This is a genomic window from Actinocorallia longicatena (assembly GCF_039534125.1).
Lineage (GTDB): Bacteria > Actinomycetota > Actinomycetes > Streptosporangiales > Streptosporangiaceae > Actinocorallia > Actinocorallia longicatena.
On record NZ_BAAAUV010000021.1, the window covers coordinates 41,376 to 55,760 of the forward strand.

At 72.1% G+C, this 14,385-nt stretch carries 11 protein-coding genes; 7 read left to right on the top strand and 4 right to left on the bottom strand.

What is annotated here, in order from left to right:
• Window positions 1-3 precede the first annotated feature (3 nt).
• The 7 genes from ABD785_RS30795 to ABD785_RS30825 are packed head-to-tail and all read left to right on the top strand — an operon-like array spanning window position 4 to window position 11,348.
• Entirely contained in the window at window positions 4-3,525 is a 3,522-nt protein-coding gene (locus ABD785_RS30795; RefSeq protein ID WP_344835375.1) for an Hsp70 family protein, read from the top strand.
• Between the two features lie 4 nt (window positions 3,526-3,529).
• A complete protein-coding gene (locus tag ABD785_RS30800) occupies window positions 3,530-6,841 on the top strand; it encodes a hypothetical protein (RefSeq protein ID WP_344835377.1) in 3,312 nt (1,103 codons plus the stop codon).
• A complete protein-coding gene (locus ABD785_RS30805; protein WP_344835378.1) occupies window positions 6,838-7,899 on the top strand; it encodes a hypothetical protein in 1,062 nt (353 codons plus the stop codon). Before ABD785_RS30800 ends, ABD785_RS30805 begins: the two co-directional genes overlap by 4 nt.
• A gap of 7 nt (window positions 7,900-7,906) precedes the next feature.
• Complete coding sequence (locus ABD785_RS30810) at window positions 7,907-8,467, top strand: hypothetical protein (protein ID WP_344835379.1); 561 nt, start codon at window positions 7,907-7,909, stop codon at window positions 8,465-8,467.
• A gap of 24 nt (window positions 8,468-8,491) precedes the next feature.
• Window positions 8,492-9,199, top strand: a complete 708-nt coding sequence (locus tag ABD785_RS30815) for a vWA domain-containing protein (RefSeq protein ID WP_344835380.1) — start codon at window positions 8,492-8,494, stop codon at window positions 9,197-9,199.
• A complete protein-coding gene (locus tag ABD785_RS30820) occupies window positions 9,196-10,260 on the top strand; it encodes a protein phosphatase 2C domain-containing protein (protein ID WP_344835381.1) in 1,065 nt (354 codons plus the stop codon). The genes ABD785_RS30815 and ABD785_RS30820 overlap by 4 nt, the downstream gene beginning before the upstream one ends.
• Entirely contained in the window at window positions 10,257-11,348 is a 1,092-nt protein-coding gene (locus tag ABD785_RS30825) for a hypothetical protein (RefSeq protein WP_344835383.1), read from the top strand. The genes ABD785_RS30820 and ABD785_RS30825 overlap by 4 nt, the downstream gene beginning before the upstream one ends.
• A 9-nt stretch (window positions 11,349-11,357) precedes the next feature.
• On the opposite strand, the gene ABD785_RS30830 is transcribed toward ABD785_RS30825, so the two are convergent.
• The 4 genes from ABD785_RS30830 to ABD785_RS30845 form a co-directional block, all read right to left on the bottom strand.
• Entirely contained in the window at window positions 11,358-11,972 is a 615-nt protein-coding gene (locus ABD785_RS30830) for a hypothetical protein (protein WP_344835384.1), read from the bottom strand.
• An 85-nt stretch (window positions 11,973-12,057) separates the two neighbouring features.
• Window positions 12,058-12,678: a Crp/Fnr family transcriptional regulator gene (locus ABD785_RS30835; RefSeq protein WP_344835386.1), complete on the bottom strand. Its 621-nt coding sequence runs from the start codon at window positions 12,676-12,678 to the stop codon at window positions 12,058-12,060.
• Between the two features lie 87 nt (window positions 12,679-12,765).
• The gene (locus ABD785_RS30840) at window positions 12,766-13,671 is read right to left on the bottom strand and encodes a hypothetical protein (RefSeq protein WP_344835387.1); all 906 of its coding nucleotides are present in this window, start codon (window positions 13,669-13,671) and stop codon (window positions 12,766-12,768) included.
• Window positions 13,668-14,363, bottom strand: a complete 696-nt coding sequence (locus ABD785_RS30845) for a vWA domain-containing protein (RefSeq protein WP_344835388.1) — start codon at window positions 14,361-14,363, stop codon at window positions 13,668-13,670. The genes ABD785_RS30840 and ABD785_RS30845 overlap by 4 nt, the downstream gene beginning before the upstream one ends.
• Window positions 14,364-14,385: the final 22 nt, after the last annotated feature.

Genomic DNA, 14,385 nt, shown 5'->3' on the forward strand with positions numbered 1-14,385 from the left:
TCCATGGGAAACGTCTACGGAGTCGACTTCGGGACCTCCAACTCCGCGATCATCGTCGGGCGGGCGGACGGGACGTCCACCCCGGTCAAGGACCCGGCCTCGCCGCACGGCTCCTACTCGGTGCCGACCTCGGTCTGCCTCCTGGCGAACGGGTCGCTCGCTCTCGGCCATGCCGCGGAGAACTCCAAAAGGGTCAGGCCCCGCTCGTACCGGACCGGGTTCAAGCAGCACTTCGGATCGACGATCCCGATGGACTTCGAGGACCGTGAGCGCCGTCCGGACGAGCTCGCCGCCGAGATCATGCGCTTCCTGCGGGTCATGGCGGAGCAGCAGGTGCAGGGCGAGGTCGACCGGGTCGTGATCACGGTGCCCGCCTCGTGGGAGGAGGGCGTCCGCGAACAGATGCTGGCCGCCGCCGTGCGGGCGGGCTTCTCGCGGGACCGGACGTCGCTGCTGTCCGAGCCGGAGGCCGCGCTGACCCATGCCTTCGCCGACATCGCCAGCCCGGTCGCCGAGCACGTCCTGGTCTACGACCTCGGCGGCGGCACCTTCGACTGCGCGGTGGCGCGGGGCAGGGCGGACGGGTTCGATCTCTCCGCCGCGCCGGGCGGGCTGCGCGACGTCGGCGGCGGTGAGTTCGACCGCGCCCTGCTGAGGCTGCTCGGGGAGCGCTTCGACGCGGCGGCGTGGATGCTGCACGGCGATCCCGTGGACGCCGAGACCCTCCGCGGCAGGCTCGGCCTCGAGGACGTCTGCGAGAAGGTCAAGTGCGTGCTCTCGGTGATCGAGACGGCCGAGGAGTGGCTCACCCAGCTCGACCCGCAGCAGATCTTCGAGCTGCACCGCAGGGATCTGGAGCGGGTGCTCCGGCCGCTGCTGGAGGAGACCCTGGCCGAATGCGAGCGGACCCTGGCCGACTCCGGGCTCGACTGGGACCGTCTCGACCGGGTCGTCCTCGTCGGCGGCAGCTCCCGGATCCCGCTGGTCCGCGATCTCATCGCCCGGCGGACCAAGGCCAAGATCACCCTGGTGGACGATCCCGAGATGGCCGTGGCGGCCGGCGCGGTCCGTCATGCCCGCACCCTCGTCGCCCGGGGGGACGACCCGCTGCCCCCGCCGCCGCCCGACACCCAGATCGCCCGCGAGCTGGAAGCCCTGCGGAAGGCCAACGAACGGATCAGGCGGACGGTCCAGCAGACCTCGGGCATCTCCGAGCGCGCCGTCGCCAGGACCCGGCTCCTCCTCGACCGCGCCGAGCAGGTGAGCAGGTGCGCCGACGAGCCCGTCGCGGTCGGGGTGCTCGGCGTGCGGGGCGCCGGCAAGTCGCTGCTGGTGAACATGCTCCTCGGCACGCCCGGCCTGCTGCCCGACGGCTGCTCCCCGGTCAGCCGGAACGTCACCGTGCTGCGGCTGAACCCCGAAGGCGATCTGCCCGGGGCCAGGGTCGTCGGCGGCAGGGTGGAGTTCCTGGGCGAGCCCGACCTGCGGGCCTGCGTCGCCTCTCTGGTGGACGCGCTCCTCCAGGTCGCCGAGGTCTCGCGGCGGATCCCGGACTCCGCCCTCGCCCCGCTGCCCCGGCTCGTCACCGGTGCCACCGACCTCTCCGCACCGGACGGGTGGGAGCCGCTGGTCGAGTGGTGCCGCGTCCACGCGTGGCCGACCGGGGCGTCCGGGGTCCGGCTGCGGGTGATGGAGCTCCTGGCGCTGCGCCACGCCTGCCTGGCCGGCGCCGAGCTGGTCGGCACCGAGCCGCCGGTCGACCTCGCCGAGCTCGGCGGGACCGCGCTCCGTCCCGAGGCTGAGCTCGTCGCCGAGGCGGCCGGGGACTTCCCCGAGCCCGCCGCCTCCGTCGCCAGGATCCCGCGCGGGCGGACGCCGGTCTCCGGCGAGCTCGCCGCCGTCGCCTCCCTGATCCGCCGGATCCGGCTCGACGTCGCCGTCCCCCGGGAACTCCTCCCCTTCGCCAAGCTCGGCGAGGAGCCCGTCGACCTGGTCGACCTCCCCGGCCTCGACGGCCGCGCCACCGAGGCCCGCGACGCCTACCTGACCGAGCAGGAGATCGACCGGCTCACCTCGATCATCGTGGTGCACAACGGCCAGAACCTTCACGGGAGGACCCCGCTGGAGCCGGCCACCAGGTTCGGGCGCACCCGCAGCCGCGAGGAACTGGCGGCCGCCTCCCTGGTCGTGGTCAACAAACTCGACGCGCTCCCCGCCGGGCTGGCGGAGCCGGCGGCCCGCTCCGGCCCGCTCGACCCCGGCACCCTGAAGCAGCACGCCTCGGACCTCGACGCGCTGCTGTCGGCCGCGGGCAGGATCGTCGGGCCGGACCGGATCGTCCTGACCTCCGCCCTGCTGGCCCGGGACCTGCGCTCCGGCGGCCACACCACGGAACCGTCCGGGACGGCCCGCGTCTGGAGCGCTCTGGCCCGCCGTCTGCACGCCGGTGCTCCGGGACACCCTCTCGGCGCCCTGTTCGCCGCCGCCGCGCACGACGGCGGGATCGACCGGCTCCGCCAGGCCGTCGCCGACCATGTGGCGCTGCACGGCATGCCGTTGCGGCTGACCCGGATGCGCGGGCTCGTCGAGGAGCGCAGGAAGGTCCAGGCGGAGGTCGCGCGGCTGATCGGCCCGCACGACACCCGTGAGGTGGAGTCGGCCGAGCACCGGCAGCTCCGCCAGCTCCTCAAGACCATCGCCAGGGACGCCAAGAAGCTGCCCGAACGGGTCAGGGGCCAGCTCGACGCCGCCGACACCGGAGTGTCCGGCGCTTCCACGGCCGACCTGCGGCTGCGCGTCGAGGCGCTGGTCGCCCGCGAGGTCGGCTCCTGGCCCGACTGGTCGGACCTGCTCGACGAGGTCCGCGACGGCGCGATCCCGCCGCTCCGCCACGACGGCTCCGAGATCCGGCCCAACGACACCACGACGATCGAGGCGCGCTTCCTGGAGTGCCTCTCCGTCCTCGACGAGGTCTTCAAGGGCCTCGGCGACCAGCTCGTCGAGCACTGGGTCGAGGCGCGCAACGACGAGATGCGGGCCGCCAGGTCGGCCCTGCGCGCGCACGGCGGGGCGAAGGGGTTCCTGGAGTGGGCGCACCGCTTCGTCGACTTCGGCTGGATCCCCGCCAGGATCGCCGCCGCCGACCCCGGATTCGCCGAGCCCGGCAGGCCCGTCTGGGAGGGGTTCCCGCTGGCCAGGGCGCACGGCCTGCCCTGGCATCCGGACTATCCGGTGCCGTTCGGCCGTAAGAGCGACGACCTGCGCGGCCTGCGCCACCAGACCCATGTGATGGCCATCCGCCGCGAGCTGGTCAACGCCCTGACCAGGATCGCCCTGGCGCGGATCCAGCGTCAGCATCTCGACCTGGCCCGGCGGATCAGGGGCGCGCTGGAGGGCGTCACGCTGCCGCGCGGCGACCGGGACATCCGGCAGTACGTCAACGACGTGCTCGGCGAGCCGAGGGAGCCGGGCAACGCGGCCCTGCAGACCCTGGCCGACGTGCTCACCGAGGATCTGGAGGACTGAAGCCATGGCCCTGCGCGTGACGTTCGGCGCCCTGAGCGCCCGGCAGCAGGAGTCGCCCCTGCGGCTCCGGCCGGAGGACGGCGTCTACCGGCTGCCCGACCTGTGGGTGATGCCCGATGACGGCCCCGTCCTGCTCGAGAACTGCCAGGCCCGCGTCGACGGGTCGGCCGAGCTGGCGGCGCTGATCGGAACCGGGTACACCGCGTCGATCCCCGCCACGGAGATCACCACGGTCTCGACCGTCGCCGGTCCCCCCATCGACGCCGCCCTGGTCCCGCCGGGCCGCACGATCAACCTCATGCTGCGGCTGGTGCACATCGAGCAGGACCAGGTGGGACGCCAGGTGCGCGGCAGCGTCTTCGCCTCCCCCATGTCGCTCGACCTCTACTTCGATCCCGAGCCGGTCGTCCCGCCGCCCCCGCCCCCGCCTCCGCAGCGGGAGCCGGAGCGGGAGTCCCCGAGCGTCACCGCGCTCCCGCCCGTGCCCGAGCCGGACGATCCGCCGCGCGACGGCCACCACGGCTTCGCCGCCATCGACTTCGGGACCAGCGGATCGACGGTGACGCTCCTCGACCGCGAGTACAGCAGGCCGGAACCACTCCCCGACGCCCAGCTCGACGCGCTGCGCTCGGAGGTCAGGCGGCTCGTCGCGGACCGTCCGTCGGGCCCTGTGGGCGAGGATCTGAGCAGCCTGTGGCACGACCTCCTGGCCGAGGCGGTCGAGGAGCTGCGCTGCGACCGTCTGGGCGCCGGGCCCGTCAAGGCCCTGACCGCCCTCCTCGAGATCCCCGACGGCGGCACTCCGGTCTTCGAACTGCTGCGCCAGCTGGAACTCCTCAGCCAGTTCTCCGACGAGCGGCTCCGCGGCTGGCTCAGCCACGCCCTGCACCGCTGCTGGGACCGGGCCCTGAACGTGCCGCCGCTCCAGACGTGGTCGCTGCACCAGGTCGTCCTCGAACCCGCCCGGGATCTGCGCGAGGTGCCGAGCCGGGCCGAGCTGGTGGACTTCGACCCGCTCAAGGTGCGGGTCGGGGCGCAGGTGCTCGGCGCCCGCGGCAACGACGGGGAGATGTGGACGTTCAACGGGCTCAAGGAGAAGTTCGACCGGCTCGGCGAGACGGCCCTGGCCTCACCCGAGGGACGGCCGATCACCTACGCGGAGATCGTCGCGGCCACGTACCGGGACCTGTGCGACAGGACCAACCGGTTCGTCCAGAACGCCTCGGGACGGGTGCGGCTGGACTCCCGGCCGATCCGAGAGATCATCGTCACTTATCCGGCGATGGCGTCGCTGCACGTCAGGGACGAGCTGCCGGCCCTGGTCAGCAGGGCCCTCGACGTCAAGTACGTGGAGACCCGCTATGACGAGGCCGTCAGCGCGGCGTTCTTCTTCCTCATGCGCGACCTCGGCGCCCGCACCGAGCTCGGCGTGGAGAGCCTGCGCTCCCGGTCGCGGCCCGTCCCCGGGACGACCGGGATGTGGCACCGGCACGTCCTGGTCGTGGACGTCGGCGGCGGGACGACGGACATCGCGCTCATCACCTTCACGCTCGAGGACCGCACCCCGTCGCTCCCCGGCGCGGACGAGCGCTTCACCGGCCGCTACTACACGATCCTGCCCAAGCTCAGGGGCACGAGCGGCCGGGCGCAGCTCGGCGGCAACCATCTGACGCTCCTGGTCTTCCACTGGCTGAAGACCGCCCTCGCGGACGCCCTGCTCTGCCTGGACTCCGGCCGTTTCGCCCCGACCCTCCCGGACGTCCTGCTGGACGCGTCCGGCGCGTACGCGAGGGGCAGCCTCCTCACCAAGCTGTCGACCGAGCTCCCCCAGGAGAGCTGGCTGGCCGATCTGGTCGAGGAGATCGTCCCCACCCAGTGGGCGGACAGTCCCGAGCGGCTGGAGGCCTTCCGCCTGCTGTGGAACGAGGCCGAGGCCGCCAAGATCGCGCTCGGCGGGCTCGAGCCCGGCGGCTCGCACCAGGTGGCCGCCGACCGGCTCGACAAGATCGTCCGGGCCCTGGAGAGCGCCCCCGGCCAGCGGAACTGGCCGGGGGCCTCGCCCGGCGCGCTGTCCCTGACCGTCGAGCGGTTCGAGAGTTTCGCCCGCCCGGTCATCTCCCAGATCGTCCAGCTCGCCGACGGGCTGGTGAAGCAGCGGTTCAGGGACACCGGGGACCGTCTCGACGAGCTCATCCTGACCGGGAAGGCGAGCGGGCTCCCGCTGGTGGAGAGGGTCTTCGCCGAGGAGTTCGGGAGCGGCGGGTCCGGGCACACGGTGACGGTCGAGCACGAGTACGCCAAGAACGCCACCTCGATCGGGGCGTGCTGGGCGGAGAACCTGCGCCAGTACGGGCACCGTGACCCCTCCAGCGCCGCCGAGGAACTCAAGCACGGCTACACCGTGATCGACGTGGACGTCGACAACCTCTTCCGCAACCTGCCGAGCACCTTCGTCCGCGCCGGGCAGCGGGCCGCCGACACCAGCGTGGTCCTCAGCGCGGGCGACGAGCTGCACATCGTCGACGAGCGCTACCGGACCCGGGTGCGCCGTCCCAGCTCCTACCTGACCGACACCTACGAGATCCGGCGGGAGATCGAGGGCGATCCCGAACGTCCGCGCTGGGGGACCTTCGCCTACCGCGACCATCTGCCCCCCGGGGCGGACGCCGACAGGTCGGTCTGGCCCGGCCAGATCAACACCATGCTCGAGATGGGGTACGACCTCAAGCCCCTCCTGCACCTGTGGCGCGGCCCGGTCCCGCACTACGTGATCGAGGGACCGCCGCTCGGCAACGTGGCGGAGGCCGCGGCCAGGCTGGGCCGGGCCCGCGCCGACGCCGCCGAGGGGCCCGAGACCTTCGAGCTCAAGGTCAACATGCCGGTGAACAGCCCGGCGCACGGCCCGACGGTCTTCAAGAACGTCCCGGTCGAGTTCCCCGCGGCCGAGCATCTGCTCACCGACCGGTTCCGGTTCGGCGGGGCACGGTCCGAGGGGCGTCCGGGGCTGCTCTCGGAGCAGCCGCTTCCGGCCGTCCCCCGCAACGGCCGGTGGACCTTCCATCTCCGGTCGTCGGCGACCGGGGAGACCGTCCTGCTCGGTGAGGCGCGGCCGGCGCCGAGCGCGATCGGGATCGCCTGCTGGGTCACGCTCGACGAGCACGGCTCGCTCCGGATCCACGAGGGCGGCCCGCCGTTCGCGTCGGTCTCCTCGCTGCTGGACGTCGAGAACGACGAGGGTGCCGTGTTCAGCCATCGGCTCCAGGAGAACAACACCGAGATCAACAGGGTTCTCGATCCCTTCAGCGGTGCGCAGTGAACGACCCGCTGAGAGAGCTGCTCGCCGTGCCGGGGTCGGAGCTCGCCGAGGTGCTCCGGTCGGGGCTGCGCCTGACCGCGCGGGCCCTGGAATCCACGGCCCGTGAGACGCCGGACGACCCGGGGACGGACGCCTACCGGGAACTGCGCCTCGTGTTCGAGGACGTCCTGGGGACCGCCCCGCGCCGGGCCGTCGCCGTCGTGCACGAGGATCCGCTGGAGGACCTCTACCGCCACTACGTCAGGGAGACCCCCCAGGGTCTTCCGCCCGGCGAGTCCCTCCCCGGGATGCCCGCCGCGCGCTGGCAGGCGTTCACCAGTTCCCTGCTCAGGCTGCCCGCGCAGGCCGCCATCGAGTGGCGGCGCGCCTCGCAGTCGCTGATCGGGGCAGGGCCCCCCGAGGCGCATCTCGTGCCGGGCGAGGAGCACGAGACGCTCCTTCCCGGCAACCGGGACCTCGGTGTCCGCGAACTCGTCGGCACCCCGCACGCGCCGCTGCCCGCCGACGTCGCCGCGGCCGTCCGCGGTGCCGCTCCGGGCACGGACGGCTGGACGCTCGGCGCACTGGCCTCCCAGGTCCTGGCGCTGAGCGAGGCCGACCCGGCGCTCTACTCCTTCGGCAGCCTCACCGGCGGCCCCCGGCCGCTGCGCGACGCCGCCCACCGCGCCCGCTACCGCGCCGAGCTCCTCGCCCGGATCGAGGACTTCTCCGATCAACCCGCCTCCTCGCTGGCGGCGCTCCGGGCCCTCGTCCTCGTCGACGAGGCCCTGTGCTCGGTCACCCACCTGAGCCCGTCGACCCACGCGACGAGCTGGTGGAACCTCCTGGCCGCCCGGTCCCGCCGCCTGGTCTTCGCCCACGCCCAGGCCCTGCGGGAACAGGCCAAGGTCCGGGAGCCCGCCCGGCGCTACAGCGACATCAAGGAGCTCACCGAGGACGACGTCCCGGCCCACTCCCCCGGGCAGTCCGGGCGGGTGCTGCGCTGCCTCCGCCTGTACGCCGACTACGGCGGGAACGTGCGGCGCGGCCGGGTCATCTACGGAACGGACGAAGGGTGAAACACCGGTGAACCTGAAACTGCTGCGGTCGTGGGCCTGGATCGCGCTGTCCTTCGCCCTGCTCATCGGCGCCTTCACCGTCGCACGCCCCACGAAGGAACCCGCGAGCAACGCCCAGGGGACGGTCGTCACACCGACGACGGCGCCCTGGATCCCTTCCCCGGTCACCACCATCATCACGCCACCGCCGGTGACCACCGGCCCGCCCGCGGTCCCCATGCGCTGGCCCAAGGCGGAACGACCGGCCGGTGCCTCGAACAAGAAACAGCAGCCCGGCCCGGCCTGGTTCCAGGTCATGAACGCCCGGCAGTGCGTGAAGATCAACGAACTCGGGAAGAACTCGCCCCTCTACAACGGCTTGAAGCAGGCCTGCACCTCGGCCGCCGGTACCGAGGACTACTGGCAGGACGCCGCGGACAACCTCGAACGCGTCCAGCACAAGGACCTCGACTGCGCCGAGACCTTCGCCTACACCCTGCTGACCACCCTCATCAAAATCCACCAGAACAGCCCCGACAGCCCCATCACCTTCGTGGACGGCCCCACCCAGACGCCGCTCGCCTGCTGATCTCCCCCTCCAGGAGGAACGACCTTGCTCGACTTCGACGGACGGGAACGCGCGTTCCCCTTCTACATCGTCTGCGACGTCTCGCAGAGCATGTGGGATCCGGGCTTCCATCCGGGGGCGGCCCAGGTTCCGCTCGACATGCTCGGCGACGCCGTGCCGGAGCTGCTCTGGCAGATCCAGACGGAACCGGCCATCAGCGACGCCACCTGGGTCGGCGTCGTCGGTTTCCACAGCAGCCCGCAGGTGATCCTGCGGCTGACCCGGCCCTCCGAGGTGGCCGACCTCAAGGCGTTCGAGCCCGGCCAGCAGACCAACTACGCCTCGGCGTTCACCCTGCTGAGCGATCTGATCGAGCGGGACTGCTCCCGGCTGAAGGCCTCCTACAACCTCAAGCGGCCGGTGGTCTTCTTCCTCACCGACGGCATCCCCTACGTCGGCAGGGCAGAGCAGCCCGAGCCCGTGTGGCGCGAGTGCCGCGACCGGCTGGCGGGGCTGAGCTCCCGCCCGCAGATCGTGGCCTTCGGCTTCGGCCAGGCCCGCGGCGACATCCTGTGCAAGGTCGCCACGGAGCAGGACGGCCGTCCGCTGGCGTTCGTCGCCGACGGGGGCGTCAGCGTGGTCACGGTGCTGACCGCGCTCATGGACACCCTGTTCGTCAGCATCACCTCCTCGGTCGCCAAGGGGGAACTGTCCCTGCGCGTCCCGGACGGCATGCGCTGGGCGTCACCATGACCTTCCTGCAGATCGTCTGCATCTTCACCAGCGGCGCGTGCCTCCTGAACGGCATCAGAGGAGTGATCGCCCATGCCCCGTTCGCCGTACCCGCAGGGCTGGGACGGATGACCGGCCCGGATCGGCCGGCCGTCCCCCAGCACTCCGAACCGCGGGCGATCCGGGCCCCGTCCGGCGCGTCCGGGCTGGAGCCCCGCTATGTCGGCAGGACGCCGAGCCCGGTGTCGGTGCTGCTGCCCGCGAGCGTCCTGTCCGACCAGCCGAGCGTCCAGGCCGAGCACGGCATGTGGCAGAACGTGACGGTCCGGGCCGCCAGCAGGCGCGGACGCTCGCACATGCGCAGGGGCGAGCCGCTCCAGGACGCGTTCATGGTCCTGCCCTCCGAGGACCGGCGCTGGATCATCGCCGTGATCGCGGACGGGGTCGGCGGCTCCGCCTACGCGGAGGTCGCGGCCAGGACCGCGGTCGCGTCGACCATCCGCGAACTCGGGCTCCATCTCCGCAACGCGGTGAACGGGCCCACCCCGGCGGGCTGGCGGGCCGTGTTCTCCGAGGTCGCGGCGGACGTCGGCGACGCGAGGAAGTCCGTCCACGGCTATCCGGGCACGGACCGCAAGCCGCTCCCCAGCACGACGGTCGTCGCGATGGTCGCCCCGGCCGACGCGCGTCCGGGCGACACGGTCTTCGTCGCCGGGATCGGCGACTCCATGGCGCTGCTGCTGCGGGGCGGCACCGGGCAGTGGGAGGGGATCCTCGGCCCGTCCGGCTCCTCTTCGGACTCCGGGAACGACCCGACCGCGGCGCTGCCCGCCGACCTCGGCGATCTGCGGACCCTCGAACACGGCTGGGCCCGCGACGAGGTGCTGATGCTCGCCACCGACGGCTTCGCCCGGGGCCTGGGCCGCGGCAACTCGCTGCGCGACGACCTCGCGAAGGCCTGGCGCCGGCCGCCCGAGCTGCTGAGCTTCCTGCGCGACGTGGAGTTCAAGAGCGCCACGTTCGACGACGACAGAACCGTGGTCGCGCTCTGGCAGGGCGCCTTCGACAGGCAGGTGAAGTGACCGGTCTCCCGTTGTTCGTCGAGTTCGACGACCTGATCATCATGGAGCGGTTCTCGACCGGTGGAGGGCAGTCCTCGGGGCTGTTCCGCTGCAAGGCCCCGGACGGCGAGATCTACCTCCTCAAGACCTACACCGACGAGGTGCAGCAGAGCCTGCGGCCGATGCCCCTGCAAGAACTGATCATGATGCGGGGGATGCTGGGGCCCGAGGAACGGGCCGAGCTCGACGCCCGGTGCGCGTGGCCGCGGGCCGCGGTCATCAAGGACACCGCGATCAACGGCGTGCTGATCCCGCCCGCCTCGGCGGAGATGTTCGAGACCGTCGCCGGGCGGACCAAGACGCAGACGCGGCCCCGCCATCTGGAGGGCCTGGCCCGGCCGCCCGACGCCGCCGGCCGGATCGGCCTCCCCTACTACGAGATCCCGCAGAAGCTGGCGATCCTGAGCGGGTACTTCGACACGATGCGCTGGCTGCACGACCGGGGCTACGCCATCGGCGACCTCCAGCCGCGCAACGCCCTGTTCTCCGCCGACGGGGCGCGGGTCCTGCTCATCGACTGCGATTCGTGCGTCCCGCTGCTCGGTACGCCCGCCTTCGTCGCCCAGGACCCGGAGATCTGGAAGACGCCCGGCGAGGAGGCCTTCACCATCAGGACGGACCTGTACAAGTTCGCGTGGATGATCGTGCGCTGTGTGCAGGAGAACCTGGAGAGCCGGACGGTCCGGCGCGACCTGCTCCTGCCCGCGATGCAGGGCGCGGTCTGCGATCTGCTGGAGGCCCTGTGCGCCGGTGCTGATCTGGAGAACGCCTCGAACCTGCTGCGCGGCAAGGCCACGCTCTGGCGCGTCCTCGTCGTGGGGGACGCCCTCTACGTCCGCAACGACAGGAGCCTCCGGGCGCGGTGGGAGCCCCGGGCGGTCGAGCCCGCGGTGCAGCGGCCCGCGGTGGCCGAGGAGGAGTACTTCGACGACGGGGACGTCATGGAGCCGGCCGGACGGCGTTCCGTGCTGCGCACCATGGCGTGGGTCCTGATCCTCCTGGCCGTCTTCGTCTGCGTGGGCCTGCTCGCCGCCGACCAGCTTTCGTGAGCCGTTCCCTCATCCGCACCGGGGGCACGGTTCCGAGGGGCCGGGGCCGCCCTTGCGGTCGGAGACGTAGAGCCAGGCGTCGGCGATGAAGTCCTTCTCCGGGATCTCGCTCCGGGTGGCCCAGAAGGAGTCGGCGCGCAGGTCGCGGAAGCCGTGCCGGATGACGTCCCGGTACAGGTAGTCCGAGACGATCACCGCCAGGTCGGCCGAGGGGTAGTCCTCCAGGGCCGCCTTGGCGGGCTTGCTGTCGAGCAGGCGGAAGCACTCGATGACCGTGCCCCCGCCGAACCCGGCGGGGCCGGGGGTGACCATGCCGCTGGTCAGCGCCAGCCGCAGCCGGATGCGCGCGGCCTCGCTCAGGAGCCTGTTCTCCTGGCGGAGCGCCATGGTCATCCCGCGGATCAGATCGGGGATGACCCTCGTCTCGTCGATGTCACTCGGCGGAATGATCAACACTCCGTCACCGCTGTTCTGGAGGATCTCCTCGGGGAGACCGGCCTCACGGCAGGCGGCGTGGACGACGTCGACCAGGCTCTGCTGCGCTCTCATCTGCTCGGGGACCAGCCGCGAGCTCCAGCCCTTGATGTCGGCGGCGCCGCACAGCGCTCTGCGGGGAAGTGACATGGGTCTCTCCTGTGACTCGAGTGCGCCCATTCTTCGGGCTGGGCCCGGGTCGTTACCCGAATAAATCCGGACAGGGTCGATAAGTTCAGCCCGCGGCGAGAAGCCGGGCGGGCGGTGGGATGTCGGCGATCTCGGCGAGCCCGACCACGTCCCTGATGAAGATCCGCCCGCGCCGGCTGACGACGAGGTCCCGGAGCGCGTCGCCCTTGAACGCCTTCTGCACGGTGCCCTCCTGGGCGCCGATCAGCATGCCCAGCTCCACCTGGAGCAGGTCCAGCCTGAACTCCCCGTCGACCTTCTTGGCGAACAGCTCGGCCTGGTAGAGGACCGTGCGGGCCAGCCGTGCGTTGACCGCGTACCCCATGGCGTCCGCGCGGTAGGTGTTGGACTGCTTGAGCCGGAAGTTCGCCATCGAGGCGAGGGCGATCGCGGCTCCGGGATGCTCACCGAGGAAGTCCTTGAACCGGCGGCCCGGGATGACCAGGACGCTGGTGCGGATCCGCGCCGTCACCGTGGCCATGCGGGCCTCGTCGTTGAGGACGGCCCGCTCCCCGACGATGTCGCCGGGGTGGCGGATCGCCAGGAGCGACTCCGCCCCGTTCTCGACGACCACGGTCACGTTGACCCGCCCGGAGAGGATGAGGAAGGCCACGTCTCCGGGCTCGCCCTGGAGGACGAGGGTCTCCCCGGGTTCGTAGAGCTTCATGCGCCCGAGCCCGCGAAGCGCGTCTCGGGCCTCCGGCGCCAGGAATCCCATGTAGGAGGAATCCGGCCAAGGGGTCTGAGGGAACATCTAGCAACCGTCCGGGTCGAATCCGTTCTCCGCTAGCACCTCCATTATTGCCCTCACACCGGTCGCGAACTGGAGTGTTTCGAATATTTCCGGCAATACGTCGGCCTCCACGCCCGGACCGATCCGGCCGAGCGCGGCGTCCATGAGGCGGCGGGCCGCGTCGGGGTCGCCGGCCTCCGCCTCCCACAGCGCCAGCACGATCAGCGGCAGCGGGCTGCCGGGATCGGCCTCCGCGGCCTCGTTCAGGCACCGGTCCGCCCGCCTGTCCTCACCGCGGGCCTTCGCGGCGCACGCCAGCTCGACGAGCGTCGCGCAGCCGAGCCCGGACGGCCGCGCCGGCTCCCGGACCGCGACCTGCGCCGGGAGCCTGCGCGGAAGGTGGAGCCACGCGGTGGAGCTGCGGACCCCCTGCGGGCGGACCCTCCGCCAGACCGAGGCCGGGGAGCGGTCCTTCCAGCGGAGGATCACCTCGCGGAAGCACGGATCCGAGGCGATCACGGCGAGGTCGCTGCCCGGCGCGGACCGCAGGGCGGACCTGACCGCGTCGCCGGCGACCATGCGGGAGCCCTCGGCGAGGGCGAACCGGGCGATGCCGGCGGCGCCCGGCATGAGCAGTCCCGTCGTCAGCGCCAGCCGCAGCCGCAGCCTGCCGGTGCCGGACACGCCGGTGTTCTCGGCGGCGAGCACCCGGTCGAGCTCCCTGATCAGGGTCGGGAGCGCGTCGACCCGGGCGCCGGAAACGACCATGAGCAGCCCGTTCAGGCCGTGCCCGGTGTACGGGCCGTTGAGCCCGCTGCGGTGCAGGGCGGTGTCGAAGACCCGGGAGACCGCCGCGCGGGCGGCCTGGCGAGGAGGCGGACGCTCGGTCCCGCCCTCCGCCTCCAGGGTCAGGCACAGGCCGTTCAATACTCGATCGGGTCCAGCGGAAGCGAGCGGTACCCCTTCACCTCCTCGGGCACCAGCAGCCGCTGCGCCTGCACCGAGGCGACGAGCGAGTTCAGGAGGCTGGCCAGCGCCGACGACAGCGCCTCGCTGTTGGTCCCCTGCCGGGGGTCGGCGATGAACGCCGCGACCGTCGACATCTGCTTGAGCACCGACTCGACGGCCTCGCCGAATCCGTAGGTGATGAGGTGCGGGTGCGGCTTCCAGGACGGGTCGGTGAGGCCGCTCAGCGCCTCGGTCCACCGCTCGTACGGGCGGTCGGCGGGCGCCCCGTCGGTCAGGAGGAACACCACGGGCCGCAGCGGGGTGATCCTCGTGGCCAGCAGCCGCTGGAGATCGACGTCGATGCGTTCGCGCAGGAGCTCGAAGAGCGGCGCGAAGTTGGTGGTCCCCCGGCACTGGACCGTCGGGACCCCGGTCAGGTCGCTGATCCCCGTCATGCCGAGGACGACGTGCGGCCTGGTGCTGAAGGTGATGATCGACAGATGGATGAACTCGGAGATCCGCGGGTTGGAGTAGAGGGTCTCGAGGATCTCCTCCAGCGTCTTGTTGAGCAGCGCCTCATGGGCCTCCATCGACTTGGAGACGTCGAGCACGACATAGGTCGGCAGGCCTTTGCCCCGCGAGACGGCGGGGGCTGCGTCGGAGGTGGACATGTCGCTCCAGGGTCGTCGGGGA

Excerpts from the sequence above, each read along its gene's own strand:
- ABD785_RS30795 (WP_344835375.1), top strand. The coding sequence starts at position 4 with ATGGGAAACGTCTACGGAGTCGACTTCGGGACCTCCAACTCCGCGATC.
- ABD785_RS30800 (WP_344835377.1), top strand. The coding sequence starts at position 3,530 with ATGGCCCTGCGCGTGACGTTCGGCGCCCTGAGCGCCCGGCAGCAGGAG.
- ABD785_RS30830 (WP_344835384.1), bottom strand. The coding sequence starts at position 11,972 with ATGTCACTTCCCCGCAGAGCGCTGTGCGGCGCCGCCGACATCAAGGGC.
- ABD785_RS30845 (WP_344835388.1), bottom strand. The coding sequence starts at position 14,363 with ATGTCCACCTCCGACGCAGCCCCCGCCGTCTCGCGGGGCAAAGGCCTG.
- ABD785_RS30835 (WP_344835386.1), bottom strand. The coding sequence starts at position 12,678 with ATGAAGCTCTACGAACCCGGGGAGACCCTCGTCCTCCAGGGCGAGCCC.
- ABD785_RS30820 (WP_344835381.1), top strand. The coding sequence starts at position 9,196 with ATGACCTTCCTGCAGATCGTCTGCATCTTCACCAGCGGCGCGTGCCTC.